The organism is Kitasatospora sp. NPDC022856 (assembly GCF_055561235.1).
Genome location: NZ_JBVHHE010000003.1, coordinates 42,553 through 69,493, shown reverse-complemented (window position 1 = coordinate 69,493; position 26,941 = coordinate 42,553). Strand labels below are relative to the sequence as shown.

General features: G+C 69.5%; 19 protein-coding genes. 2 read left to right on the top strand and 17 right to left on the bottom strand.

Annotated elements, in window-relative coordinates:
* Positions 1-238 precede the first annotated feature (238 nt).
* Together ACZ34W_RS05235 and ACZ34W_RS05230 are read left to right on the top strand one after the other, a co-directional pair.
* Positions 239-2,524, top strand: a complete 2,286-nt coding sequence (locus ACZ34W_RS05235; protein WP_465601962.1) for a hypothetical protein — start codon at positions 239-241, stop codon at positions 2,522-2,524.
* Positions 2,525-2,701: 177 nt separating this feature from the next.
* Complete coding sequence (locus ACZ34W_RS05230) at positions 2,702-4,411, top strand: ABC transporter family substrate-binding protein (RefSeq protein ID WP_465601960.1); 1,710 nt, start codon at positions 2,702-2,704, stop codon at positions 4,409-4,411.
* 58 nt (positions 4,412-4,469) lie between these two features.
* Here ACZ34W_RS05230 and ACZ34W_RS05225 read toward each other — a convergent pair whose 3' ends face one another.
* From ACZ34W_RS05225 to ACZ34W_RS05145, 17 genes are all read right to left on the bottom strand, one after another.
* Positions 4,470-5,489, bottom strand: a complete 1,020-nt coding sequence (locus ACZ34W_RS05225) for an ABC transporter ATP-binding protein (RefSeq protein ID WP_465601958.1) — start codon at positions 5,487-5,489, stop codon at positions 4,470-4,472.
* Entirely contained in the window at positions 5,482-6,582 is a 1,101-nt protein-coding gene (locus tag ACZ34W_RS05220; protein ID WP_465601956.1) for an ABC transporter ATP-binding protein, read from the bottom strand. The genes ACZ34W_RS05225 and ACZ34W_RS05220 overlap by 8 nt, the downstream gene beginning before the upstream one ends.
* Before the next feature lie 15 nt (positions 6,583-6,597).
* Positions 6,598-7,572 carry an ABC transporter permease gene (locus ACZ34W_RS05215; protein WP_329489448.1) on the bottom strand — a complete coding sequence of 325 codons (975 nt, stop codon included), beginning with the start codon at positions 7,570-7,572 and terminating at the stop codon, positions 6,598-6,600.
* Positions 7,565-8,509, bottom strand: a complete 945-nt coding sequence (locus ACZ34W_RS05210) for an ABC transporter permease (protein ID WP_329489447.1) — start codon at positions 8,507-8,509, stop codon at positions 7,565-7,567. The genes ACZ34W_RS05215 and ACZ34W_RS05210 overlap by 8 nt, the downstream gene beginning before the upstream one ends.
* A gap of 93 nt (positions 8,510-8,602) precedes the next feature.
* Entirely contained in the window at positions 8,603-10,252 is a 1,650-nt protein-coding gene (locus tag ACZ34W_RS05205) for a peptide ABC transporter substrate-binding protein (RefSeq protein ID WP_465601953.1), read from the bottom strand.
* A gap of 412 nt (positions 10,253-10,664) precedes the next feature.
* Positions 10,665-11,786 carry an ABC transporter ATP-binding protein gene (locus ACZ34W_RS05200; protein WP_329489445.1) on the bottom strand — a complete coding sequence of 374 codons (1,122 nt, stop codon included), beginning with the start codon at positions 11,784-11,786 and terminating at the stop codon, positions 10,665-10,667.
* Positions 11,779-12,828 (bottom strand): ABC transporter ATP-binding protein, encoded by a 1,050-nt coding sequence (locus ACZ34W_RS05195; protein WP_465601950.1) that lies wholly within the window; start codon positions 12,826-12,828, stop codon positions 11,779-11,781. Before ACZ34W_RS05195 ends, ACZ34W_RS05200 begins: the two co-directional genes overlap by 8 nt.
* A gap of 15 nt (positions 12,829-12,843) precedes the next feature.
* Entirely contained in the window at positions 12,844-13,758 is a 915-nt protein-coding gene (locus tag ACZ34W_RS05190; protein ID WP_329492231.1) for an ABC transporter permease, read from the bottom strand.
* Positions 13,759-13,834: 76 nt separating this feature from the next.
* The gene (locus ACZ34W_RS05185) at positions 13,835-14,761 is read right to left on the bottom strand and encodes an ABC transporter permease (protein ID WP_329489443.1); all 927 of its coding nucleotides are present in this window, start codon (positions 14,759-14,761) and stop codon (positions 13,835-13,837) included.
* A 120-nt stretch (positions 14,762-14,881) separates the two neighbouring features.
* Positions 14,882-16,501, bottom strand: coding sequence for a peptide ABC transporter substrate-binding protein (locus tag ACZ34W_RS05180; RefSeq protein ID WP_329489442.1), 1,620 nt, complete (start codon positions 16,499-16,501; stop codon positions 14,882-14,884).
* Between the two features lie 191 nt (positions 16,502-16,692).
* Entirely contained in the window at positions 16,693-17,712 is a 1,020-nt protein-coding gene (locus ACZ34W_RS05175; RefSeq protein ID WP_329489441.1) for an ABC transporter ATP-binding protein, read from the bottom strand.
* Positions 17,705-18,754 carry an ABC transporter ATP-binding protein gene (locus ACZ34W_RS05170; RefSeq protein WP_465601947.1) on the bottom strand — a complete coding sequence of 350 codons (1,050 nt, stop codon included), beginning with the start codon at positions 18,752-18,754 and terminating at the stop codon, positions 17,705-17,707. The genes ACZ34W_RS05175 and ACZ34W_RS05170 overlap by 8 nt, the downstream gene beginning before the upstream one ends.
* 19 nt (positions 18,755-18,773) lie before the next feature.
* Positions 18,774-19,712: an ABC transporter permease gene (locus tag ACZ34W_RS05165; RefSeq protein WP_465601945.1), complete on the bottom strand. Its 939-nt coding sequence runs from the start codon at positions 19,710-19,712 to the stop codon at positions 18,774-18,776.
* Positions 19,705-20,649 (bottom strand): ABC transporter permease, encoded by a 945-nt coding sequence (locus tag ACZ34W_RS05160; protein WP_465601943.1) that lies wholly within the window; start codon positions 20,647-20,649, stop codon positions 19,705-19,707. The genes ACZ34W_RS05165 and ACZ34W_RS05160 overlap by 8 nt, the downstream gene beginning before the upstream one ends.
* Positions 20,650-20,738: 89 nt before the next feature.
* On the bottom strand, positions 20,739-22,373 hold the full coding sequence (locus ACZ34W_RS05155; RefSeq protein WP_329489437.1) for a peptide ABC transporter substrate-binding protein: 1,635 nt from the start codon (positions 22,371-22,373) through the stop codon (positions 20,739-20,741).
* Positions 22,374-22,803: 430 nt separating this feature from the next.
* Positions 22,804-24,672, bottom strand: a complete 1,869-nt coding sequence (gene typA / locus ACZ34W_RS05150; protein WP_329489436.1) for a translational GTPase TypA — start codon at positions 24,670-24,672, stop codon at positions 22,804-22,806.
* Positions 24,673-24,989: 317 nt separating this feature from the next.
* The gene (locus ACZ34W_RS05145; RefSeq protein WP_465601940.1) at positions 24,990-26,876 is read right to left on the bottom strand and encodes an ABC transporter family substrate-binding protein; all 1,887 of its coding nucleotides are present in this window, start codon (positions 26,874-26,876) and stop codon (positions 24,990-24,992) included.
* Positions 26,877-26,941: the final 65 nt, after the last annotated feature.

The following is a 26,941-nucleotide window of genomic DNA, read 5'->3' as shown; positions in this document are numbered from 1 at the left end:
CCGCCCCGGCGGCCCGCGTACGGTACCGCGTACGACGCGCAGTCAGGACCACACAGCCGTACTCTCATACCGGAGGAACCGGACGTATCAGGTTCTATCCGAACCGGTTCACCGGTCAGTTCTTCCCAGTATGGTGGTGCCGCAGAACGCCCGTACCCCACCGCCGCCCGCCAGGCCCGGCGACCACGAACCGCGGTCGCGCCGCACGGCCCGCCCGCGAACCCGGAGCAGAGCAGCATTGAGCAGCCGCGAATCTGACAACGCCCACCCGACGCCTCGGCGGACGGGCCCGGACGCCTACCCGTCGGGCACCCCGCCCTACGGCACACCGGGTTTCCCCGGCGGCGACCGCGCGGGTGCCGGTGCCGCCCCGGGCTCCGCGTCGGCCGGGGAGGACGAAGCCCCGAAGACGGAGACCACGCTGACCACGCGGGTCCGGATCAACATCCCGGGCTCGCGCCCGATCCCGCCCGTGGTGGTCCGCAGCACCGTCAAGAACGAGGACGGCCAGGGCGAGGAGGCCCCGCCGGCCGCCGCCGAGCCGGCCGGACCCCGGCACCGCTCCGCCGCGTCCGCCTCCCCCGTCCTCGGGGTGATGGACGGCGGCGCGCGGACGGCCACCCCGCCGAACCTGCCGCCGGAGTGGGAGATCCCGCCCGCGACCTCCGAGTCGGAGTCCACCGGCGCGTGGTTCCGGCCGCGCCAGAAGAAGGGCCCGGCGGAGCCCGCCGCCGTCCCGGCCGGCGCTGCGGACGCCCCGGCCGACCCCTTCGCGCCGGGCCCCGCGCCCGCCCCCGGCACCGAGGCCCGCCCGAACGGCGCCCGGCCCAAGGCCGCCCGCCCCGCCCGGACCGCTGGCCCGGACACGGCCCGCCCGAACGGCCGGGCGGTACCGGCGCAGGCCGCCGCCCCGCGCCCGACCGGCGCACCCGCCTCGCCGTTCGGCACCGGCGCCGGCCCGGACGCCCCGGCGGACGAGGCCGGCGTCTACGAGGACGCCCCGGCGGACCCGTTCGCCACCGGCCCCGGCGCCGACCCCTTCGGCCCGGGCCCCGGCGCGGACCCGTTCGCGGCCCGCCGCGCTCCGCAGGGCCAGGGCCAGGGCCACCCGATGGCCGGACCGGCCGACGCGGCGAACCCGGAGGACACCTCGGTGGACGGCTTCGCGCCGATCCGCGAGGAGGCCCTCCCGCCCGCCGCCATATCCGGCCTGCCCGGCGGCACGGCCCAGCACGGCCTCCCGCCGAACGGCTCCCCGCAGAACGGCCTGTTCGCCTCGGCCCCGGCCGGCGCCGATCCGTTCGCCGCCCAGCGCCCCCAGGCCGGCGCGGAGCCGTACGGCTCCGCCGCCCCCGGCGGCCTCTTCCCCGGCGTTCCCGGCGTCTCCGGCGCCCAGCCGACGGCCCCGCCCGACCCGCAGGCCGGTCGGCCGGGCGGCCCCGGCAGCGCCGCCCCCGGCCGGCCGTACCCCGGCGGCCCGGAAGCCGAGGCCGGTACCGCTCCCGCCCCGAAGCAGCCGGCGCCCGCCGCGCCGCAGGCCCCCAAGGCGGCCACCGGCAAGGCCCGGCCGAGCCGCGGCAAGAAGCTCGTCAAGCTCGGCGTCTACGGCGTCGCGGGCGTGCTCTTCCTCGGCGCCGCCGCGTACGGCACCGGCCTGATGCTGAACCAGTCCGACATCCCCAAGGGCACCGTGGTGCTCGGCACGGACATCGGCGGCAGCAACCGCGACCAGGCGATCCACCAGCTCGACGAGACGGTCGGCAAGGCCGGCCAGCAGCCGGTCAAGCTGAAGATCGGCGACCAGGCGATGGACCTCGACCCGACCGTCGCCGGGTTGAGCTTCGACACCACGGCCACCGTGGACCGGCTCACCCAGCACTCCTACAGCCCGGTCGACGTGATCACCTCGCTGAAGGGCGACGAGAAGGCCGTGCCGCCGGAGGTCAAGGTGGACCGGGCCAAGCTCAAGGCCGCCCTGGAGGGGCTGGCCGCCGGGTCCGGGCAGGGCCTCCAGGAGGGCTACGTCAGGTTCGGCGACGCCGGCGAGCCGGTCGTGGTGCCCGGCAAGGCCGGCCAGGCGGTCGACGCCGCGTCCGCCGTGGACCAGGTCGAGCAGGCCTACCGCGACCGCGCCACCGGCAAGGCCGAGCAGCCGGTCGCCCTCACCGTGACGGCCGCCCAGCCCAAGGTCTCGCCGCAGGCCCTGCAGGCCGCCGCGGACAGCCTCGGCAAGTCCGCGGTCAACGGGAAGATCCACATCACGGCCGGCGCCAAGACCTGGGACTTCGGCCCGAAGACCGCCCCCAAGACGCTCACCCTGGTGCCCGACGCCGCCGGCAAGATCGTGCCCAAGTGGGACCTGGACGCGCTCGCCGGCCAGTTGGGCACGGTGTTCGACAAGCTGAAGATCAAGAAGAACGGGCAGACCGCCGCGATCACTCCGCAGGACGTCGCCGACGCCATCACCTCGGTGCTGGACAAGACCGGCGACAAGGAGCGCACGGTCAAGTTCACCGTCGCCTGAGCGGAGCCTCCCACCGCCCGGGCCGGCCCACCGGCCCCGGGCGCACGGCGAGTGGACGAACGACCGAGGGGCGGGCCCGGATCCGGGCCCGCCCCTCGACAACTCACCACCCCGGTCATCAAGATGTGACGCCGTACCCTCCGTCACGTCCTTCACATCCGCACCGGGAGCAGCATCATGGGCCGCCTCACCTCGCACCGCACGGCCCTGCTCGCCGGCCTCACCGCCGTCTCGCTCTCGCTGACCCTCTGCGCCTGCGGCTCCGGCACCGGCGGCGCCCAGGACGCCCCGACCCCGCTCGAATCGCCCAAGCTCACCGCGGTCGACATCAATCCGCACGACCGTGCCGAGCTCCGCCCGGGCGGCACCCTGCGGGTCGCGGTCGCGCAGTACTCCACCCAGTGGTCGCCGATCCACACCGACGGCAGCGAGTCCTCCACGGTCACCGTCACCAAGCCGCTGCTGCCGACCTTCTTCCGCTCCGACGCGGCCGGCACCCAGAGCATCAACCCGGCCTACCTCCAGGACGCCCGGTCCGAGCTCCGGGACGGCCACCAGGTCGTCACCTGGACGCTCAACCCGAAGGCGAGGTGGTCCGACGGCACCCCGCTCACCTGGCGCGACATCGCGGCCAACTGGCACGCCCTGAACGGGAAGGACCCCGCCTTCAAGGCCTCCAGCAGCACCGGTTTCGAGCTGGTCTCGTCGGTCGAGCGGGGCCGGGACGACTTCCAGGCCGTGATGACCTTCGACAAGCCGTTCTCCGAGTGGCAGTCGATGTTCAACGGCGCCGCCAACGCCCCGCTACTGCCCGCGAGCCGGATCGCCACCGCGGACCTGTTCAACTCCGCCTACCTGGACGCGATACCGGTCACCGCGGGCCCGTTCAAGGTGGAGAAGCTGGACCGGGCCGCGCAGACGGTCACCCTGGTCGCCGACCCCGGGTGGTGGGGCGAGAAGCCGCTGCTGGACCGGATCGTCTTCCGTGCCATGGTGCCCAACACGATGGCCGCCGCCTTCGCCAAGGGTGAGATCGACTTCTTCAACAACGGCCCCGACGTGGCCGGCTACCAGCTCATCAGGAGCACCAAGGGCGCCGCCGTGCGCCGCGCCGGCGGGCCCGACTTCCGCCAGTTCACGCTGAACAGCCACAGCCCCCTGCTGACCGACCCGGCCGTCCGGCAGGCCCTGTTCCAGGCGATCAACCGGGACGCCATCACCCGCTCCGACCTCAGCGGCCTGGACTGGCCCACCGTCACCCTCAACAACCACCTGCTGGTGGCCAACCAGAACGCCTACCGGGACAACTCGCTCGGCCTGAGCCGGTTCGACCCGGCCGACGCCGTCCGCAAGCTGGACGCGGCGGGCTGGAAGCTCGACGGCGACGTCCGCAAGAAGGACGGCCGGGAGCTCAACCTGCGGATGGTGATCCCGGCCGGGGTCACCCAGGCCCAGAACGAGGCCGCCGTGACCACCCGGATGCTCAAGGACGTCGGCGTCAAGGTCACCACGGTGACCGCCGCCGCCAACGAGTACTTCGACAAGTACGTCAACCGCCACGACTTCGACATCGCCGCCTACTCGCTGCTCGGCACGCCCTTCCCCGCCAGCGGCAACCGGGCCAACTTCGTCCAGAACGGCGGCACGAACCACTCCCTGGCCGGTAGTGCCACCGCCGACGCCGCCCTCGACCGGGCCGCCGCCGCGACCGACGCGGCCACCGCCTTCGAGGCCATCAACCAGGCCGACGGCGAGCTGTGGAAGGTGGCCGGGGTGCTGCCGCTCTACCAGCGCCCGCAGCTGTACGGCGCCCGCGCCGACCTGGCCAACATCGGCGCGCAGGGCCTGTCCGACATCGTCTGGGAGGACGTCGCCTTCCAGCGGTGAACGGCCGGGCGGGCCGGGCCCCGGGGAGCACGCCCCGGGGCCCGGCCCGCCGACCGGTTCAGCCCGCGCCGATCACGTCCCGGACCTCGGCGAAGTGGCACGCCGAGTCGTGCGCCGCCGGACCGCTGAGCGTGCCGGGCACCGCCAGCAGCGGGACCTCGGTGGCGCAGCGCTCCTCCGCCTTCCAGCAGCGGGTGCGGAACCGGCAGCCGGACGGCGGGTTGGCCGGCGACGGCAGGTCGCCGGTGAGCAGGATGCGCTCGCGCTGCTCCCGCCCGGTCGGGTCCGGCACCGGCACCGCGGAGAGCAGCGCCTGGGTGTACGGGTGGGTCGGGTGCGAGTAGATCTCGTCCTCCGTGCCGATCTCGACCATCTTGCCGAGGTACATCACGCCGACGCGGTCGGAGATGTGCCGGACGATCGAGAGGTCGTGCGCGATGAACATGTACGAGAGCTCGAACTCGCTCTGCAGCTGCTCCAGCAGGTTGATCACCTGCGCCTGGACGGAGACGTCCAGGGCGGAGACCGGCTCGTCGCAGATGATCAACTCCGGCTTGAGCGCCAGCCCCCGGGCGATGCCGATGCGCTGGCGCTGACCGCCGGAGAACTGGTGCGGGTACCGGTTGATGTACTCCGGGTTCAGACCCACCACGTCCAGCAGGTCCTGGACGGCCCGGCGCCGGTCGCCCTTCGGCGCAACCTCCGGGTGGATCTCGAAGGGCTCGCCGATGATGTCACCGACCGTCATCCGCGGGTTGAGCGAGGTGTACGGGTCCTGGAACACCATCTGGATGTTGCGCCGCACCGCCTTCAGCCCGGCGCCGGAGAGCCGGGTGATGTCCTGGCCCTTGAACAGCACCTGGCCGGAGGTGGCACGCTCCAGGTTCATCAGCACCTTGGCCAGCGTGGACTTGCCGCAGCCGGACTCGCCGACGATGCCGAGCGTCTCGCCCTTCATCAGCTCGAAGGAGATGCCGTCGACCGCCTTCACCGCGCCGACCTGCTTCTTGAAGACGATGCCCTGGGTCAGCGGGTAGTACTTGACCAGGTCCCTGACCTCCAGGATGGGCTCAGCCATGGAGGGTCTCCTTCCAGAAGTGGCAGGCGCTGCGGCGGCCCGGCAGATCGGCCCCGTCGGAGTCCAGCACCGGCACCAGCCGCGGGAGTTCGCTGCGGCAGCGGTCCGCCGCCCGGTCGCAGCGCGGGTTGAACGCGCAGCCCTCGGGGATCCGCAGCAGGCTCGGCGGCAGGCCCTGGATGGCGTAGAGGTTCTGGCCCTTCTGGTCCAGCCGGGGAATCGACCGGAGCAGGCCCTTGGTGTAGGGGTGGGCCGGCCGCGCGTACAGCTCGTGCACGGGGGCGGTCTCGACGATCCGGCCCGCGTACATCACGGCGATCTTGTCCGCGACGTCGGCGACCACGCCGAGGTCGTGGGTGATCAGGATCAGGCCCATGTTGAACTCGGCCTGCAGCTCGGCCAGCAGGTCCATCACCTGGGCCTGGACCGTGACGTCCAGGGCGGTGGTCGGCTCGTCCGCGATGATCAGGTCCGGTTCCAGGGCCAGCGCCATCGCGATCATGATGCGCTGGCGCATGCCGCCGGAGAACTGGTGCGGGTAGTCGCCGACGCGCTGCCTGGCGGCGGGGATGCGCACCCGCTCCATCAGCTCGACGGCCCGCTCCTTGGCCTCCTTGCGGGAGGCCCCCTGGTGCACCCGGAACATCTCGCCCAGCTGGTAGCCCACGCTCAGCACCGGGTTCAGCGAGGAGAGCGCGTCCTGGAAGATCATCGCGATCTTCCGGCCGCGGACCGCCCGCCGGGCCTTGGGGCTCATGGTGAGCAGGTCCTCGCCCCGGAACCGGATCGAGCCGGCGGTGATCTTCCCCGGGGGCATGTCCAGGATGCCCATGATCGCCTGCGCGGTCACCGACTTGCCCGAGCCGGACTCCCCCAGCACCGCCAGGGTCTCCCCGGCCGACACCGAGTAGCTCACGCCGTTGACGGCCTTGGCCACGCCGTCCCGGGTGTGGAACTCGATGTGCAGGTCGTCGACCTCCAGGAGCGGCGTTCCGGGCACCAGGTTCTCCCGGCCGCCGCCGATCACCTCCACGGCGTCCCGGCGCGGGGTGCCGTCCTTCGACTGCTTCGACAGCTTCGTCGTGTCACTCATCGTCCGCGGCCCTCCTCAGCGCAGCTTCGGGTCGAGGGCGTCGCGTACCGCGTCGCCGAGCATGATGAACGCCAGCACGGTGATGCTCAGCACCGCGGCCGGGAAGAGCAGCACGTGCGGCGCGGTCAGGAAGCGGGACTGCGCGTCGCTGATCATCAGGCCCCAGGAGATCGCCGGGGACTGGATGCCGATGCCGAGGTACGAGAGCGCGGCCTCGGCACCGATGTAGACGCCCAGGTTGATGGTCGAGACCACGATCACCGGGGCGACCGCGTTCGGCAGGATGTGCCGGGAGACGATCCGCCCGGTGCCGGCGCCGAGCGCCTTGGCCGCGACCACGTAGTCGTTGTGCTTGTTGGAGAGCACCGCCGAGCGCATCAGCCGGTAGATCTGCGGCCAGCCGAGGACGGCCATCACCGCGGAGACGGTCCAGGCGTTGCCCTTGCCCCAGGTGGACATGATCAGCATGCCGCCGAGCAGCAGCGGGATGGCGAAGAAGATCTCGGTGACCCGGGAGAGCAGGCTGTCCCAGATCCCGCCGATCCAGCCTGCCCAGAGGCCCAGCGTGCCGCCGACGGCGACCACCAGCGAGGTGGTCAGGATGCCGACGATGATCGAGTTGCGGGCGCCCCAGACGGTGCGGGTGTAGATGTCGCAGCCCTGGACGTCGAAGCCGAACCAGTGGTCGGCGCTGGGCCGCTTCAGCGAGTCGGACAGGTTGCAGAAGCCCGCCGAGGTCGGGTCCCCGTCGGTGAACAGGCTCGGGGCGACGGCGAGCGCCACCATGAACAGCGCCAGGAACCCGCCGATCAGGAACAGCGGATTGCGCCGCAGGTCGTACCAGGCGTCGGTCCAGAGGCTGGCCACCCGCTCGTTGCCGGTCCGGCCGGCCTCGGCGTCCTTGGTGAGCACCGCGGTCCCGGGCGCCGCGGAGCCGGGCTGCTCGGGGATCGCCACCTTGGTGTCCTCGCTCTTCGTCGGCTCACTCATAGCGGATCCTCGGGTCCAGAACGGCGTACAGCAGGTCGACCACCAGGTTGGCGAACAGGTAGACGAGCACCAGGGCGCTCACGATGCCCACCACGATGGTGCGTTCGCGCAGGTAGACGGACTGGAAGAGCTGGTGTCCGACTCCGGGGATGTTGAAGATGCCCTCGGTGATGACCGCGCCGCCCATCAGCCCGCCGAGGTCCATGCCCAGGAAGGTGACGATCGGGATCAGCGCGTTGCGCAGGCCGTGCCGGACGACCACCCGCAGCGGGCTGAGGCCCTTGGCGACCGCCGTGCGGACGTAGTCCGCCCGCATCACCTCGATCAGGCTGGTCCGGGTGAGCCGCGCGATGTACGCCAGCGAGGTGGAGGCGAGGACGTAGGCCGGTAGCAGATAGGACCGGAAGCCGGCGTCCTCGTTGAACGAGACCGGGAAGAAGTCGATGCCGTAATCGGTGTTGAGCTTCACCCCGAGCACCAGTTGCAGCACGAAGCCGATCACGAAGACCGGGATCGAGATGACCATCAGGGTCGAGATCAGCACCACGTTGTCGATGAACTTGCCGCGGCGCAGGGCGGCGATCACACCTGCGGTGACACCCACCACCATCTCGATGACCAGCGCGGTCACCGCCAGGTTGATGGTGTACGGGAACGCCGTCTTCATGACGTCCACGACCTCGTTGCCGCGGTAGTCCTCCCCGAAGTCGCCCTTGAACAGGCCGACCAGGTAGTCCCAGTACTGGATGAAGAACGGGTCGTCCAGGTGGTAGCGGTCCCGCAGGACCGCGACGACGGCAGGGTCCTGCCGTTTCTCACCGGCCAGTGCCGTGATGGGGTCGCCAGGCAGCAGGAAGACCAGTGCGTAGATCAGGAACGTCGCGCCGAGGATCACAGGTATGGCCTGGATGATCCGGCGGACCACATAGCGGCCCATGCGGCCTCCTCGTGGTTCGGGGCACGCCCGGGACGGGCGGCACGGGGGTTGCCCGCGCCACCCGTCCCGGCGTGCCGGTCAGCTGGATGTCGGTCAGGCCAGTTCGACGTTGGCCAGGTCCATCTGTCCCTGGGCGTTGACGTTCACGTTCTTGACGGTCTTGGTGTACGCCGCGGAGGACATGTAGGTGTAGACCGGGATGTACGGCAGGTCCTTGACCAGGATGTCGTCGGCCTGCTGGTAGAGCTTGATGCCCTCGGCGTCGGTCTTGGCCGCGTCCGCCTTGGACAGCAGGGCCTCGAACTCCTCGTTGACGTAGCCGCCGTAGTTGGACCCGTTGTCGATGGCGACCTTGGAGAAGATCGGCCGCAGGTAGTTCTCGATCGACGGGTAGTCCATCGACCAGGCCATCCGGAAGGCGCCGGAGTACTTGTGCTCGCCCAGCGCGGTGAGGATCGCGCCGAACTTCTCGAACGGCTTGAAGGTGACCTCGATCCCGAGGTTCGCCTTGAGCTGGTTGCCGACGGCCTCGATCCACTCCTTGTGGCCGCCGTCGGCGTTGTAGCCGATCTCCAGCGTGTTGCCGGGCAGGCCGCCGGCCTGGGCGAAGAGCGCCTTGGCCTTCGCGGGGTCGTACTTCGCGGCGTCGCCGAGCGCGCCCTGGCGGTACCCGGGAATGATCGGGTTGATGAAGTCGTCGGCGGGCTTGCGGGTGCCCGAGAAGATGGTCTTGGTGATCGATTCCCGGTCTATCGCCATCGAGATCGCCTTGCGGAGGTCCGGACTGGCGAATGCCGGATTCGTCGAGATCGGGAATCCGAGGTAACCGACGCCGGAATCCGGCTTGTAGATGTAGCGGTCGCCGAACTCCTGGGCGACGGTCGCCATCGCCGAGATCGGCAGCTTGTCGGTGATCTGGATGTTGTCCGCTCGCAGATCGTTGTACGCGGTGTCCAGCTTGTCGTAAATCTTGAACGTGACGGAATCCAGCTTGGCCTTTCCGTCGGACGCCGGGAAGTTCTCGAAGCGCTTCACCTTGATCTGCTTGTTGTGCTCCCACTTCCCGTCGATCTGGAACGCGCCGTTGCCGATCGGCGCGTCCTCGAAGGCCTTCGGGTCGGTGAAGAACGCCTTCGGGAGCGGGAAGAACGCGTTGTAGCCGAGCATCGTCTTGAACTGCGAGAACGGCGCCTTGAGGGTGACGGTGAAGGTCTTGTCGTCGACGACCGCGAGGCCCTTGAGCTTGTCGGCGGTGGGCTTCTTGTCCTTGCCGGGGGCCAGCTCGTCGGAGCCGAGGATCTTGTCGAAGAACGGCAGGGCCTCCTGCGCGTTGTCCTGGTTGGCGCCGTAGTTCCAGGCGTCGACGAAGGACTGGGCGGTCACCTTCTCGCCGTTGTGGAAGGTGTAGCCGTCCTTCAGCTTGATCGTCCAGGTGGTGGCGTCCTGGCTCTCGATCGACTCGGCGACCCGGAGCTTGGGCGAGTTGTCCTTGATGTCGTAGTCGACCAGGCCCGCGAAGATCGCGTTGAGCACCTCGGCACCCTCGGACTCGGAGGTGTTCTGGGGCACCAGCCCGTGCTGCGGCTCACCCAGCTCGACGCTGATCGAGCCACCCTTCTTGCCCGACCCGGCGCCGCTCGCCTCGCTGGAGGACTTCTTGTCGCCGCCGGTGCTGCAGGCGGAGATCGCGAGTGCGGTGCACGCCGCGAGCGCGGTCCAACGCATGGTCTTGGTGAGCCTCATTCAAGTGCCTCTCGATTTAGGGGCTTACGAACGAACGGCGCCTCGCCAGTCGGTGTGCCGGGCATGGCAAGGGTCGACATCTCAGGGCCGATCCGCACAGTTGGCGAGGTGACCACTGATACGCGCAGAGCAACTATCGATCACCCGACCCCTCCGGCGGAATCCGCCTCACATCTCTTTTCAATTACATGCTCAGACCAAGTCATGACAATGCTCGCCAAATTCCGGCATATCGAACCTGGAATGCCGCGTTCCGGTTTCCGGATAACGAACAATAAGGTCCGGTATTCGATGCTTTACGGAGCGTAATGATCATTTTCGGGCCGGGAATTCCGGCGTTTCCGCAGGACAACGCAAGGGCGCGCCCTCCGGAGGGAGGACGCGCCCTTGGTGCGTGGTCAGGACAACTGTGTCAACTGGATTCGGGTGGGGGCTCCGGCGTGCCCGCCGCGCCCTCCCCGCCGTCCGGGCCCCCGCGCTCCGCCGCGAAGTGGCAGGCCGAGTCGTGCCGGGCGTGCCCGTCCAGCCAGGCCGGGGCGGCCAGCAGCGGCACCTCCACGGCGCACCTGTCCCGCGCCTTCCAGCAGCGGGTGCGGAACCGGCAGCCGGACGGCGGGTTGGCCGGCGACGGCACGTCCCCGACGAGCACGATCCGGTCCCGGGACTCGCGCGCCGTCGGGTCCGGCACCGGCACCGCGGAGAGCAGTGCCTGGGTGTACGGATGCGTCGCGTGGTCGTAGATCTCCCGGTCGGAGCCGATCTCCACCATCTTGCCCAGGTACATCACGCCGACCCGGTCGGAGATGTGCCGGACGATCGAGAGGTCGTGCGCGATGAACATGTACGAGAGGTTGAACTCGCCCTGCAGCTGCTCCAGCAGGTTGATCACCTGCGCCTGGACGGAGACGTCCAGCGCCGAGACCGGCTCGTCACAGATGATCACCTCCGGCTTGAGCGCCAGCCCCCGGGCGATGCCGATGCGCTGGCGCTGACCGCCGGAGAACTGGTGCGGGTACCGGTTGATGTACTCCGGGTTCAGACCCACCACGTCCAGCAGGTCCTGGACGGCCCGGCGCCGGTCGCCCTTCGGCGCCACCTCGGAGTGGATCTCGTACGGCTCGCCGATGATGTCACCGACCGTCATCCGCGGGTTGAGCGAGGTGTACGGGTCCTGGAACACCATCTGGATGTTGCGCCGCACCGCCTTCAGGGCGGAGCCGGAGAGCCGGGAGATCTCCTCCCCCTTGTAGCGCACCGATCCGCCGGTGGCCGGCTCCAGGTTCATCAGCACCTTGGCCAGCGTGGACTTGCCGCAGCCGGACTCCCCCACGATTCCGAGCGTCTCCCCCTGCATCAGGTCGAAGCTGACCCCGTCGACCGCTTTCACGGCGCCGACCTGCTTCTTGAAGACGACGCCCCTCGTCAGCGGGAAGTGCTTGACCAGGTCCCGGACTTCGAGGATCGGTTCGCCGGGCCGCACGGCCTGCGCGAACGCCTCCTCCTTGGGCACCGCGGGCCCGAGCGGGCTAGCCATGGAGGGTCTCCTTCCAGAAGAAGCAGGCACTGCCCCGCCCGGCCAGCTCGCTGCCGTCGTCCGCGGTGACCTGGAAGAGCTCGGGCACCTCGGCCCGGCAGATGTCCTGGGCGCGCGGGCAGCGCGGGTTGAACGCGCAACCCGGCGGGATCCGCAGCAGGTTGGGCGGCAGCCCCTTGATCGCGTAGAGCTCCTGGCCCTTCTGGTCCAGCCGCGGGATCGAGTCCAGCAGGCCCTTGGTGTAGGGGTGGGCCGGCCGCGCGTACAGCTCGTGCACCGGGGCGGTCTCGACGATCCGGCCCGCGTACATCACGGCGATCTTGTCCGCGACGTCGGCGACCACGCCGAGGTCGTGGGTGATCAGGATCAGCCCCATGTGGAACTCGGCCTGCAGCTCGGCCAGCAGGTCCATCACCTGCGCCTGCACGGTCACGTCCAGGGCGGTGGTCGGCTCGTCCGCGATGATCAGGTCCGGCTCCAGGGCCAGCGCCATCGCGATCATGATGCGCTGGCGCATGCCGCCGGAGAACTGGTGCGGATAGTCGTTGACCCGTTCCTTCGCCGCCGGGATGCGCACCCGGTCCATCAGCTCGACGGCCTTGGCCTTGGCCTCCTTGCGCGATGCCCCGTGGTGGGCCCGGAACATCTCGCCGAGCTGGAAGCCCACGCTCAGCACCGGGTTCAGCGAGGAGAGCGCGTCCTGGAAGATCATCGCGATCTTCTGGCCGCGGATCTTCCGGCGCTCCTCCTTGCCCATCGTCAACATGTCCCGGCCCCGGAAGCGGATCTCGCCCTGCGGGATGCGGGCCGGGGGCATGTCCAGGATGCCCATGATCGCCTGCGCGGTCACCGACTTGCCCGAACCGGACTCCCCCAGCACCGCCAGGGTCTCCCCCGCCCGGACGCTGTAGTTGACCCCGTTGACCGCCTTCGCCACGCCGTCCCGGGTGACGAACTCCACGTGCAGGTCCCGGACGTCCAGCAGCGGCCCCTCGTAGGGCGTCTCCCGCTGGGGCTTGCCGGTGTCGACAGCTGTGGTCACGATGAGTCCCCTCGCTCAGCGAAGCTTCGGGTCGAGGGCGTCGCGCACCGCGTCACCCAGCATGATGAAGGCCAGCACCGTGATCGAGAGCGCCACGGCCGGGAAGAACAGCACGTACGGGGCCGTCCGGATGACCTTCTGGGCGGAGGCGATGTCGATGCCCCAGGAGATGGTCGGATCCTGCAGGCCGATGCCGAGGAAGCTCAGCGTGGCCTCGGTCGCGATGTAGCCGCCCAGCGCGATCGTGGCGACGACGATCACCGGCGCGATCGCGTTCGGCAGGATGTGCCGGAACATCAACCGCCCGGTGCTCGCGCCGAGCGCCCGGCCGGCCACCACGTAGTCGGACTGTTTGACGGTCAGGACGGCCCCGCGCATGACGCGCGCGATCTGCGTCCAGCCGAGCACCGCGAGGGCGATGACCACGCTCCACACCGTGCGGGCGGAGAACGCGCCCAGCAGGACCAGCGCGCCGAGCAGCAGCGGGATACCGAAGAAGATGTCGACGACGCGGGAGATCACGGCGTCCACCGCGCCGCCGAAGTACCCGGCCACCATCCCGGTCAGCCCGCCGAGCAGGGTGACCCCCAGGGTCACGAAGATGCCGACGGTGATCGAGGCGCGGGCCCCGTAGACCACCCGGGCGTAGATGGACCGGCCCTGGCCGTCGTAGCCGAACCAGCCGGCGCCGAAGAAGTCCGACCAGTCCGGGCGCTTGAGGTAGTCGTTGACCAGGTCGGCCTTGCGCGGATCGGCGTCGGTGAAGGCCCAGGGGAAGATCGCCATCACGACCAGCAGGAGGATCAGGACCGCCGAGATCAGGAAGATCGGCCGGCGCCGCAGGTCCCGCCAGGCATCGCCCCACAGGCTGCGGGCCTCCTCCCGCTTGGCCGGATCGCCCTCGACCAGGGTCTCCTGCTCGACCGCCATGCCCTGCTCGCCGGCGTAGTCCAGGTGGTCGAGGCCCGGGGCCGCGTGCGGCTTGAACTCGCCCTCGTCATGCAGGTCAGGCATAACGGATCCTCGGGTCCAGGACCGCGTAGAGCAGGTCGACGATCAGGGAGGCGACCAGGTAGACGATCACCAGGACGGTCACGATGCCGACCACGGTGGGGCCCTCCTTCTGGTTGATCGCCCGGTACAGCACGTTGCCGATGCCCTGGACGTTGAAGATGCCCTCCGTGACGATCGCACCGCCCATCAGCGCGCCCAGGTCGGTCCCGAGGAAGGTGACCACCGGGATCAGCGAGTTGCGGAGCAGGTGGCGGGTGATGACGGTGCGCCGGGGCAGGCCCTTGGCGACCGCCGTGCGCATGTAGTCCGCCCGCAGGTTCTCCCCGATCGAGGTCCGGGTGAGCCGGGCGACGTAGGCGAGGGAGAGCGATCCCAGCACGATCGCGGGCAGGATCAGCTGGGAGAGGTCCTTGGAGTCCTGCACGGTCGGGGTGACCCAGCCCAGGTTGGTCGCGAAGATCGTCTGGGCGATGTAGGCCAGCACGAACACCGGGATCGAGATCACCACCAGGGTCAGGACCAGCACCAGGGTGTCCTGGACGCTGCCGCGCCTGAGGCCGGAGACCAGGCCGAGCGCCAGCCCGACGATCAGCTCGAAGGCGAAGGCCATCAGCGCCAGCCGGATGGTGACCGGGAAGGCGTCCGCCATGATGTCGGTGACCGACCGGCCGGTGAAGCTCGTCCCGAAGTCGCCCTGGAAGAGGTTCCCCATGTAGTGCAGGTACTGCTTCCACAGCGGCTGGTCGAGGTAGTACTTGTGCTTCAGATTGGCCACCACCGCCGGGTCCGCGGCCTTGTCCCCGAAGAGCGCCGCGACCGGGTCCCCGGGCAGCGTGTAGACCATCAGGAAGATCAGGAATGTGGAGCCGAAGAACACCGGGATCATCTGCAGCACCCGCCGCAGCACATAACTTCCCATCCGAGCCTCCTTCCTAGGTGACTGGTCGGCCCGTGACCGGGTGCGCAGGGCCGCGTGGGGGTCGAGTGCCCGGGCCCCGCCCTCCGTGCGGGGAGGGCGGGGCCGGCGCGAGGGGCTGGATCAGCCCTTGACCTCGACCTGGGTCCAGGCCGGGTTGCCGAAGGAGTCGAACTTCACGTTCTGGACGTTCGCCGAGTAGCCCGAGTTGGTGCGGTAGTACCAGAGCGGGATGGCCGGCATGTCGTTCGCCAGCACCGTCTCCGCCTTCTGGTAGCCCGTCACGGTGTCCGCCACGCTGGCCGCCTGGTCCGCCTCGGTGGCCAGCTGGTCGAACTGCGGGCTGCTGTAGCCGAAGTCGTTGGACGCGGCGCCGGTGCGGTAGACGTCGGCCATGAAGTTGGCGTTCAGCGGGTAGTCCTGCACCCAGCCGGTGCGGAAGGCGCCGTTGATCTGGTGCCCGGTGATCGCCGCGCGGGCGGTCTTGAAGTCGGGCTTCGGGTCACCCACGCAGTCCACGCCGGTGCTCTGCCGGATCGAGTTGCAGACCGCGTCGACCCACTCCTTGTGGCCGCCGTCGGCGTTGTAGGTGATCGTCAGCTTGTTGCCGGGGACGCCGCCGCCCTCGGCGATCAGCTGCTTGGCCTTGGTGGCGTCGAAGGTGCAGTTGTCGCCGCACTGGCCGGCCTTGTAGCCCTCGACGCCCTCGGCGACCCACGCGGAGGCCGGCTTGCGCGAGCCCTGCAGCACGGTCTTCGTGATGGTGTCGCGGTCGATCGCCATCGACAGCCCCTGACGGACCTTCGCCTTGTCCGGGCCGGCCCAGTCCGGCTGGTAGAGCGTGAAGCCGATGTTCTGGATCGCGCCCTGCGGCGAGTCGATCGCCCGGTCTCCCAGGTCGCTCTTGTACGTCGCCAGCGCGGACGGCGGCACCTGGTCCATCACGTCGAGGTTGTTGGACTGCAGGTCCGCGTAGGCGGCCTCGGACGTGTTGTACATCTTGAAGACGATGCCGCCGTTCTTCGGCTTGTCCACGCCCTGGTAGTTCGGGTACGCCTTGGTCACCACCTGCTGGTTGTGGCTCCAGCTGACGAACTGGTAGGCGCCGTTGCCCACCGGCTTCTGCCCGAACCCGGTCGGGTCGCTGAAGAAGGCGGTCGGCAGCGGGGAGAAGGCGATGTAGCCCAGCTTGTACTCGAAGTACGAGACCTTGGTGTGCAGCTTGATGGTGAAGTGCGTGTCGTCCACGACGGTCAGGCCGGACATCGCGGTGGCGGTCGGCTGGCCGCTGGCCGGGTGGACGTCCTGGTAGCCCTCGATGTCCGAGAACCAGGAGCTGTTGATCTGGTTGTTGCTGGTGGTCGCGCCCCAGTTCCAGGCGTCGACGAAGTTCTTCGAGGTGACCGGGGTGCCGTCGTGGAACGTCCAGCCGGTCTTCAGGGTGACGTTGAAGGTCTGCGAGTCGCTGGTCTCGATCGAGTCCGCGACCTGCATCCGGATCTTCGCGTTGCTGGGGTCGTAGTCCACCAGCCCCTTGAACAGGTTCTGCAGGATGCGGCCGCCGCCGGTCTCGTTCGCGTTCGCGGGCTGCAAGGGGTTCTGCGGCTCACTGCTCTGGTAGCTGAAGGTCTTGCCGCTGTCCGACGAACTACTGCCTCCGCCGCTACTGCTGCACCCACTGGCCACCAGGGCCACAGATGTCGCAGCGGCGAGGACCCATCGAGCGCGAGTGGCTGCGGGCATGGAGGTCCCTCCTCAAGGTGTGTGTCGCATCACACCCCATGAGAAGCGCGGTGGCCCGGCGGCGCGAGCCAGGTACCCCCGGACGGGTGCAGCGGACCCCGCCCGGGGTTGACGCCGCCGCAGGAGCGCGAAACGCCGGAAGGGCCCGCGGCTTCGACAGCCGCGGGCCCTTCCGGGGAACGCCTCGGGGATCAGACGGCGGCGGCCGTCTCCCGGACCTCGGCGAAGTGGCAGGCCGACTCGTGGGCCGCCGCACCGCTGAGCGTGCTGGGCACCGCCAGCAGCGGGACCTCGGTGGCGCAGCGCTCCTCCGCCTTCCAGCAGCGGGTGCGGAACCGGCAGCCGGACGGCGGGTTGGCCGGCGAGGGGATGTCGCCGGTCAGGATGATCCGGTCCCGGGACTCGCGCGCCGTCGGGTCCGGCACCGGCACCGCGGAGAGCAGCGCCTGGGTGTACGGGTGCGTGGCGTTCTCGTAGATCGCCTCGTCCGTGCCGATCTCGACCATCTTGCCGAGGTACATCACGCCGACGCGGTCGGAGATGTGCCGGACGATCGAGAGGTCGTGCGCGATGAACATGTACGAGAGCTCGAACTCGCTCTGCAGCTGGTCCAGCAGGTTGATCACCTGCGCCTGGACGGAGACGTCCAGGGCGGAGACCGGCTCGTCGCAGATGATGATCTCGGGCTTGAGCGCGAGGCCGCGGGCGATGCCGATGCGCTGGCGCTGGCCGCCGGAGAACTGGTGCGGGTACCGGTTGATGTACTCCGGGTTCAGGCCGACGACGTCCAGCAGGTCCTGGACGGCCTTGCGGCGGTCGCCCTTGGGAGCCACCTCGGGGTGGATCTCGAAGGGCTCGCCGATGATGTCGCCGACCGTCATGCGCGGGTTGAGCGAGGTGTACGGGTCCTGGAACACCATCTGGATGTTCCGGCGGACCGCCTTCAGGGCGGAGCCGGACAGCTTGGAGATGTCCTCGCCCTTGAACAGCACCTGGCCGGAGGTGGCCCGCTCCAGGTTCATCAGCACCTTGGCCAGCGTGGACTTGCCACAGCCGGACTCGCCGACGATGCCGAGCGTCTCGCCCTTCATCAGGTCGAAGGAGATGCCGTCGACCGCCTTGACCGCGCCGACCTGCTTCTTGAAGAGGATGCCCTGGGTCAGCGGGTAGTGCTTGACCAGGTCCTTGACCTCCAGGATGGGCTCAGCCATGGAGGGTCTCCTTCCAGAGGTGGCACGCGCTGCGGCGGCCGGTGAGCTCCGTGCCGTCCTTGTCGGTCACCTGGTGCAGCTTCGGGATCTCCGTGCGGCACCGGTCGGTGGCGACGTCACAGCGGGGGTTGAACGCGCAGCCGGCCGGGACCTTCAGCAGGTTCGGGGGCAGGCCCTTGATCGCGTACAGCTCCTGGCCCTTCTGGTCCAGGCGCGGGATGGAGCGGAGCAGGCCCTTGGTGTACGGGTGCGCGGGGTTGGCGTACAGGTCGTGGACCGGGGCGGTCTCGACGATCCGGCCGGCGTACATCACGGCGATCTTGTCCGCGACATCGGCGACCACGCCGAGGTCGTGGGTGATCAGGATCAGGCCCATGTTGTACTCGGCCTGCAGCTCCGCGAGGAGGTCCATCACCTGGGCCTGGACGGTGACGTCCAGGGCGGTGGTGGGCTCGTCGGCGATGATCAGGTCGGGCTCCATGGAGAGCGCCATCGCGATCATGATGCGCTGGCGCATGCCGCCGGAGAACTGGTGCGGGTAGTCACCGACGCGCTGCTTGGCGGCGGGGATGCGCACCCGCTCCATCAGCTCGACGGCCTTGGCCCGGGCGTCCTTCTTGGACATGCCCTTGTGCACCCGGAACATCTCGCCGAGCTGGTCGCCCACGGTCATCACGGGGTTCAGCGAGGAGAGCGCGTCCTGGAAGATCATCGCGATCTTCTGGCCGCGGATCAGCCGGCGCTGCTCCTCCTTCATGGCGAGCATGTCCTCGCCGCGGAAGAGGATCTGGCCCTGGCTGATCTTGCCGGGCGGCATGTCCAGGATGCCCATGATGGTCTGGGCGGTCACCGACTTGCCGGAGCCGGACTCACCCAGCACCGCCAGGGTCTCACCGGCGGAAACGGAGTAGTTGACGCCGTTCACGGCCTTGGCGACGCCGTCCCGGGTGTGGAACTCCACGTGGAGGTCACGGACCTCCAGCAGCGGGGTGCCGATTTCGAGGCGGCCGCTCTTCTGGTTCTTCTCGATCACGGTGGTCATCGGGTCGTCACCTCTTCTCTCAGCGGAGCTTCGGGTCGAGGGCGTCGCGCACCGCGTCGCCGAGCATGATGAACGCCAGCACCGTGACGCTCAGCACCGCGGACGGGAAGAGCAGCACGTGCGGGGCGGTCAGGAAGCGGGGCTGGGCGTCGCTGATCATCAGGCCCCAGGAGATCTCCGGGGACTGGACACCGATGCCCAGGTAGGACAGGGCGGCCTCGGCACCGATGTACACACCCAGGCTGATCGCGGAGACCACGATCACCGGCGCGATGGCGTTCGGCAGGATGTGCCGGAAGGTGATCCGGAAGCTGCCGGCGCCGAGCGCCTTGGCCGCCATCACGTAGTCGTTGTGCTTGTTCGAGATGACCGACGCACGCATGATGCGGAAGATCTGCGGCCAGCCGAGTGCGGCCATCACGACGGAGACGGTGTAGGCGTTGCCCTTGCCGAGCATCGACATGATCAGCATGCCGCCGAGCAGCAGCGGGATGGAGAAGAAGATCTCGGTGAAGCGCGACAGGATGCTGTCGGTGATGCCGCCGACCCAGCCGGCCAGCAGGCCGAGCAGGGAGCCGATCAGGGTCACCACGGTGGTGGTGAGCACACCGACGATGATCGAGTTGCGGGCGCCCCAGACGGTGCGGGTGTAGACGTCACAGCCCTGCACGTCGAAGCCGAACCAGTGCTCGGCGCTCGGGCGCTTCAGGGAGTTGGCCAGGTCGCACGCGCCGCCCGCGAGCGGGCTGCCGTCGGTGAACAGCTGCGGGACGGCCGCGATCACCAGCAGGGCGGAGACGAGCACCGCGCCGATGATGAAGACCGGGTTGCGGCGCAGGTCGCGCAGCGCGTCGGTCCAGAGGCTGGCGACGCGCTCGGGCTTCTGCTTCTTCTCCGGCGCGGCCTTCGGGGTCTTGTCCTCGGGCGCCTCGCTGCCCACGGTGATGGTGTCACTCATAGCGGATCCTCGGGTCGAGCACGGCGTACAGCAGGTCCACGAGCAGGGTGGTGATCAGGTAGATCATCACCAGCAGGGTGACCACACCCACGATGACCGTGCCCTGCTTCTGGTACACGGACTGGGCCAGCAGGCCACCGATGCCGTGCATGTTGAAGATCTTCTCGGTGATGACCGCGCCACCCATCAGACCGCCGAGGTCGGCACCGAGGAAGGTGACGATCGGGATCAGCGCGTTGCGCAGGGCGTGGCGGCCGATCACCCGACGGCGCTTCAGACCCTTGGCGACCGCGGTGCGGACGTAGTCCGCGCGCATCGTCTCCATCAGGCTGGTGCGGGTCAGTCGGGCGACGTACGCGAGCGAAGTCGACGCCAGCACGAAGGCCGGCAGCAGGTAGGCCCGCAGTCCGTCCTCCTCGTTGAAGGAGACCGGGAAGAAGTCGATGCCGTAGTCGTTCTTGAGCTTCACGCCCAGCACCAGCTGGAGCACGAAGCCGGTGACGAAGACCGGGATGGAAATCACGAACAGGGTGCTGATGAGCACCAGCTGGTCGATGAACTTGCCCTTGCGCAGGGCCGCCATGACACCCGCCAGCACACCCATGACCGCTTCGATGATGAAGGCGACCAGGGCGAGGTTGACGGTGTACGGGAACGCCTCGCTGATCATGTCGGCAACGGAGCGACCGGTCAGGCTCTCGCCGAGGTCCCCCTTGAAGACCCCTGAGATGTAGTTCCAGTACTGCAGCAGGAAGGGGTCGTTCAGGTGGTACTTCTGGCGGATCATCTCCGCCACGAGCGGGTCGGCCCGCTTCTCACCGGCCAGCGCCTGCACCGGGTCGCCGGGCAGGAAGAACACCAGCCAGTAGATCAGGAACGTCGCACCGATCAGCACAGGGATTGCCTGTATCAGTCGGCGGATGACATAGCGGCCCATCAGACCTCCACACTTTCAAGCAAGGAAGGGAGGCGGGAGGACCGGGACTGTAGTCCGGTCCGCCCGCCCCCGTTCGTCTGACTACCGGATCAGCCGGCGAGCTCGACCTCGTCCAGGTTCATACGGCCCTGGGCGTCGGTGTCGAAGTTCTTGATCTTCTTGCTGTACGCGGCGGAGGACATGTAGGTGTACACCGGGATGTACGGCAGGTCCTGCACCAGGATGTCGTCGGCCTGCTGGTACAGCTTCTGGCCCTCGTCCTGGGTCTTCGCCTGGTCGGCCTGGTTCAGCAGGTCCTCGAACTTGTCGTTGACGTAGCCGCCGTAGTTCGAGCCGTTCTCGATCGCGACCTTGGAGAAGATCGGACGGAGGTAGTTCTCGATCGACGGGTAGTCCATCGACCACGCCATGCGGAAGGCGCCCGAGTACTGCTTCTCGCCCAGCGCGTCGAGGATCTTGCCGAACTTCTCGAACGGCTTGGTGGTGACCTCGATGCCCAGGTTCTTCTTCAGCTGGTTCGCGACGGCCTCGATCCACTCCTTGTGGCCACCGTCGGCGTTGTAGCCCAGCTCGATGGTGTTGCCGGGAACACCGCCGGCCTGGTCGAAGAGCGCCTTGGCCTTGGCCGGGTCGTACTTCGCCGCGTCGCCCATGGCGCCCTTGCGGTAACCCGGGATCAGCGGGTTGATGAAGTCGTCGGCCGGGACGCGGGTGCCCGAGAAGATCGTCTTGGTGATCGCCTCGCGGTCGATCGCCATCGAGATCGCCTTGCGGATCTCCGGCTTGCCGTAGGTGGCCGGGTTGGTGGCGATCGGGAAGCCGATGTAGCCGACGCCGGACTCCGGCTTGTAGATGTAGCGGTCGCCGAACTCGCCCTTGACGCTCGACAGGGCCGAGATCGGCAGCTTGTCGGTGGCCTGGATGTTGTCGGCGCGCAGGTCGTTGTACGCGGTGTCCAGGTTGTCGTAGATCTTGAAGGTGACGCCCTGGAGCTTCGCCTTGCCGTCCGAGGCAGGGAAGTTCTCGTAGCGCTTGACCTTGATCTGCTTGTTGTGCTCCCAGGCGCCGTCCATCTCGAACGGGCCGTTGCCGATCGGCTTGTCGGCGAACGTCTTCGGGTCGGTGAAGAACGCCTTGGGCAGCGGGTAGAACGCGTTGTAGCCCAGCATGGTCTTGAACTGGGAGAACGGCTGCGTCAGGGAGACCGTGAAGGTCTTGTCGTCGACGACCGTCAGGCCCTTGAGCTTGTCGGTGGTCGGCTTCTTGTCCTTGCCCGGGGCCAGGTCCTCGGAGCCCTCGATCTTGGCGAAGAACGGCAGGCCCTCGGCCGCGTTGTCCTGGTTGGCGCCCCAGTTCCAGGCGTCGACGAACGACTGGGCGGTCACCTTCTCACCGTTGTGGAAGGTGTAGCCGTCCTTCAGCTTGATCGTCCAGAGCTTGCTGTCGGCGCTCTCGATCGACTCGGCGACGCGCAGCTTCGGCTCGTTGGTCTTGTTGTCGTACTCGACCAGGCCGGCGAAGACGGCACCGAGAACCTCGGCACCCTCGGACTCCGCGGTGTTCTGGGGAACCAGACCGTGCTGCGGCTCGCCGAGCTGGACGGCGATGGTGCCGCCGCCGGAAGAGGCCTTGTCACTGCTCTTCGAGCTGGTGCTGCAAGCGGTCGCCGCGAGGGCGATAGCGGTCGCCGCGACGATCCACTTGGTCTGGGTTGCACCGCGCATGGGGGATGCCTCCTGAAATCGACTTTCCAACGAGGAGAGCACCACGGTCGGCTGACGCCGCTTCCGTTGTGCCGTCCGCGCTCGTGGTTTCGGCGCGCACCCCTGCGCGTTAACCCTTGACCCGAGCCTGACTGCACCCACTATCCGTCACGCACGGACACGAAAGTGACCACTAGCGATCTCAATTAGGTCACATGAACGGTCGGTAAGTTTCGAAAATCGGACATAAGAGACATACTCAGACAGGCATCAAACGGACAGTCGTCATGAATGACGGACTGTCACGTTCGCTCAGCGGACACCTTGCTGTGTTAAGCGATATTCCGTTTATACGCGCGTCGACAGCGTGGAGTAGTGAAAACGATCGCCCCCCTCTCCGTTGGAAAGGGGGGCGATCGATTCAGGCCAAAGGGCGCTCAGAAGGAAGTGGTCACGCCTTCTTGGCGCGCGAAGCCGTGCGGCCGCGCTCCTTCTGGTCCAGGACGACCTTACGGATGCGAACCGTCTCCGGAGTCACCTCGATGCACTCGTCCTCGCGGCAGAACTCCAGCGACTGCTCCAGCGAGAGCTTGCGCGGCGGCACCAGGTTCTCGGTGGTGTCGGAGGAGGCCGCACGCATGTTGGTGAGCTTCTTCTCCTTGGTGATGTTGATGTCCATGTCGTCCTGGCGCGAGTTCTCGCCGACGATCATGCCCTCGTACACCTCGGTGGTGGGCTCGACGAAGAGCGTGCCGCGCTCCTGGATGCCCATCATCGCGAACGGCGTCACGACGCCCGCGCGGTCCGCCACCAGCGAGCCGTTGTTGCGCATCCGGAGCTCGCCGAACCACGGCTCGTGGCCCTCGAAGATGGAGTGCGCGATGCCGGTGCCGCGGGTGTCGGTCAGGAACTGGGTCCGGAAGCCGATCAGGCCGCGCGACGGGACGATGAACTCCATGCGGACCCAGCCGGAGCCGTGGTTCGTCATGGTCTCCATGCGGCCCTTGCGGGTCGCCATCAGCTGGGTGATCGCGCCGAGGTACTCCTCGGGGCTGTCGATGGTCATCCGCTCGACCGGCTCGTGGGTCTTGCCGTTGATGACCTTGGTGACGACCTGCGGCTTGCCGACGGTCAGCTCGAAGAGCTCCCGGCGCATGGTCTCGACCAGGATGGCCAGCGCCAGCTCGCCACGGCCCTGGACCTCCCAGGCGTCCGGACGCTCGGTCGGCAGCACGCGGAGCGAGACGTTACCGATCAGCTCGCGGTCCAGGCGGTCCTTCACCATGCGGGCGGTGACCTTGTGGCCCTTGCCGCCCTTGCCGACCAGCGGCGAGGTGTTGGTGCCGATGACCATCGAGATGGCCGGCTCGTCCACCGTGATCAGCGGCAGCGCGATCGGGTTCTCCAGGTCGGCCAGGGTCTCGCCGATCATGATGTCCGGGATGCCCGCGACGGCGCAGATGTCGCCGGGGCCGGCCACCTCGGCCGGCTTGCGGGTGAGCGCCTCGGTCATCAGCAGCTCGGTGATCTTGACCTGCTGGATCGAACCGTCACGCTTCATCCACGCGACCTGCTGGCCCTTGCGCAGCTCGCCCTGCTCGACGCGGCAGAGCGCGATGCGGCCGAGGAAGTTGTCCGCGTCCAGGTTGGTGACGTGGGCCTGGAGCGGGGCGTCCTCGTCGTAGGTCGGGGCCGGGACGGCCGACAGGATGGTCGAGAAGAACGGCTCCAGCGAGTCGCTGTCGGCCGGGACGCTGCCGTCCTCCGGCTTGGTCATCGAGGCGACGCCGTCACGCGCACAGGCGTAGACGATCGGGAACTCGATCTGCTCCTCGGTCGCGTCGAGGTCCAGGAAGAGGTCGTAGGTCTCGTTGATGACCTCGTCGATCCGGGAGTCCGGACGGTCGGTCTTGTTGATGCAGAGGATCACCGGGAGCTTGGCGGTGAGCGCCTTGCGGAGCACGAAGCGGGTCTGCGGCAGCGGACCCTCGGAGGCGTCGACCAGGAGAACGACCGCGTCCACCATCGACAGACCGCGCTCGACCTCACCACCGAAGTCGGCGTGGCCGGGGGTGTCGATGATGTTGATCGTGATCGGGGCGCCACCCTCCTTGGGGTGGTACTTCACGGCGGTGTTCTTCGCGAGAATGGTGATGCCCTTCTCGCGCTCCAGGTCGTTGGAGTCCATCATGCGGTCATCGAGGTGCTGGTGGGCGGCGAAGGCACCGGCCTGCTTCAGCATGGCGTCGACCAGAGTGGTCTTGCCGTGGTCGACGTGGGCGACGATGGCAACGTTGCGGATGTCATTGCGCGTGGGCATGCTGAGCGGATTCTCCCGGAATCGTGGGTTTCGGCGCCCGGCTGCGTGACGCCGACCGGCGATCCGTTGTGATCACCGCCGCCCGTTCCGCCTGCTACTACCGGTCCACCCGCCGGGCAGGACATGCCACGGCTTCCTCCTATCGTACGGGGAACCCTCCAGGTCGGCAGAAACGGGCAGGTCGGGCGGGATCAAGATCACAGGTGGATCACCGGCACGGCACCCGGCCGACGCCGTGCCGGGGCCTCCCGGTCACGCACCGCCGGGCCCGGCCGGGCCGGGCGTCGTCCGCGTGGTCCGCCCCGCCCCGCGCACGGTCAGGGGCCGCGGAACCCCACGTCCTGGAAGCGCGGCCGGCCGAAGCCCCAGGCGCCCGCGCCCGCCACGTCCGACCGGACCGCGACCAGGTCCGGCCGCTGGTAGAGCGGTACCGAGTGGCCCAGCTGCCAGATCCGGGTGTCGGCCTCCTGGAGCAGGGCCAGCTGGGCGGCGGGGTCGAGTTCGGCGGCCGCGCGGTCGAAGAGGCGGTCGATCTCCTCCGTCCCCGAGCGGCCGTAGTTGCTGCCGGCCTCCAGGGCGCCGTCCGCGCCGGGGCGCGGCTTGGCGTAGACGGCACGCTGTTCGACCGCCGGGTGGGGTCCGGCCGGCCAGGAGAACAGGGCGAGGTCGTAGTCGCCGGTCGCCAGGTGGTCCCGGACGAAGGCCTCGGCGGGCGCCGCCACCGTCCGGAGCGCGATGCCGGCGCCGGCGAGGTCGGCGGTCAGCGCGTCGGCGGTGCGCCGGGCAGTGGCCGAGCCGGCCGGGACCAGCAGGGCGAGGGCCAGCTCCCGGCCGTCCCGGACCCGGGTCGCGCCGGCCGCGGGCCGCTTCCAGCCAGCCGCGTCCAGCAGCCGGCCCGCGTCCGCCGGGCCGAGCGCGGCGCTGTTGTCCCGGTAGCCGTCCTGGTCACCGGCGAACAGGTGGCTGCCGAGCGGGGCGGCGACGAGGCCGAGCGGGGTGAGCGCGGCACCGGCGACCCGGCGCCGGTCGACCGCGCGGGCCAGGGCGAGCCGGACGGCCGGGTCGGTGAGCGGGCCGCGGGCGGCGTTCAGGGTGAGCTCGGTGAGCGCGGCCGCGGCGGCCCGGTGCACGGTGATGCCGGGCAGGGCCTCCGCCCGCCGCAGCGCCCGGTCGGCGGCCTCCGGCGCCGCAGCGGGCGGGGCGGCGGGCGGGGCGGCGGGGGTCGCGGACGCGGTCGCGGCCGGGGACCCGGAGCCGGAGGCGGACCCGGACACGGAGGCGGAGGCGGAGGCGGACGCGGCCGGGGTGGGCGGAGCGGCCGGGGTGGAGCCGGCCCGGTCGACCGCCGCGGTGAGCGAGGCGATGTCCAGCCGGTCCTGGTCGAGCGCGTCCAGCCGGCCCTCGGCCGGGACCACCAGGAAGTCGATCCCGTCCGCCTTCGCCCGGTCCCCCCACCAGTTCGGGCTGCGCACCAGGCTCACCCGCCCGCCCGCCGGGTCGTACCGGGAGAGCCGGAACGGACCCGCCGTCGGCTCCGGCCCGTCGGTCAACGGCCGGTTGAACGCCGCCGGGGAGCCGGTCACCGCGGCCGGGTAGAGCGGAGCGAACAGGGCGCGCCACTCCGCGTACGGCCGCCGGAAGGTCACCTTCACCTCGTGCGGGCCGGCCCCCTCGGTGATCGAGTCGATCGCGTCGTACCCGGCCGGACGGTTCCCGGCGTAGGCCGGGTCGAGGCCGGAGAGGGCGGCCCGCTGCGCACCGAAGTCGGCGGCCGAGAGCGGGGTGCCGTCGCTCCAGACGGCCTGCGGGCTGAGCCGGTAGGTGACCACCTGCGGCTGCTGTCCGGGCGGGGTGCACTCGGCGGACTCCAGGTAGTCCGGGTCGGCGACCGGCCGGCCGTGCTCGTCCGGCCGGAACAGCGAGGGGTAGAGGGCGTGGGCGAGCAGCGCGCTGTCGGCGGTCGCGGCCGGCTGGTAGACGTTGAGCGTGGCCGGCGCGGCGTCCAGCGCCCAGCGCGGCGTGCCGCCCTCCCGGACGGCGGCACGGTCGGGCGGGCCGACGTCCCCGGTGACGGCGGTGGGCGGGGCCGGTACGGGAGCCGGTACCGGCGGGCGGGCCGGGGCCGGGCCGCCGGAGCAGCCGGCCAGGGCGCCGGTGGCGAGCAGCAGCGCGGCGGCTGCGGCGGTGAGCTGGCGGACGCGCATGGCGGCCATCGAACGCCGACCCGGTCGGGGCGGCCGTCCCGACACGGCGGCCGCCGGGGGACTGC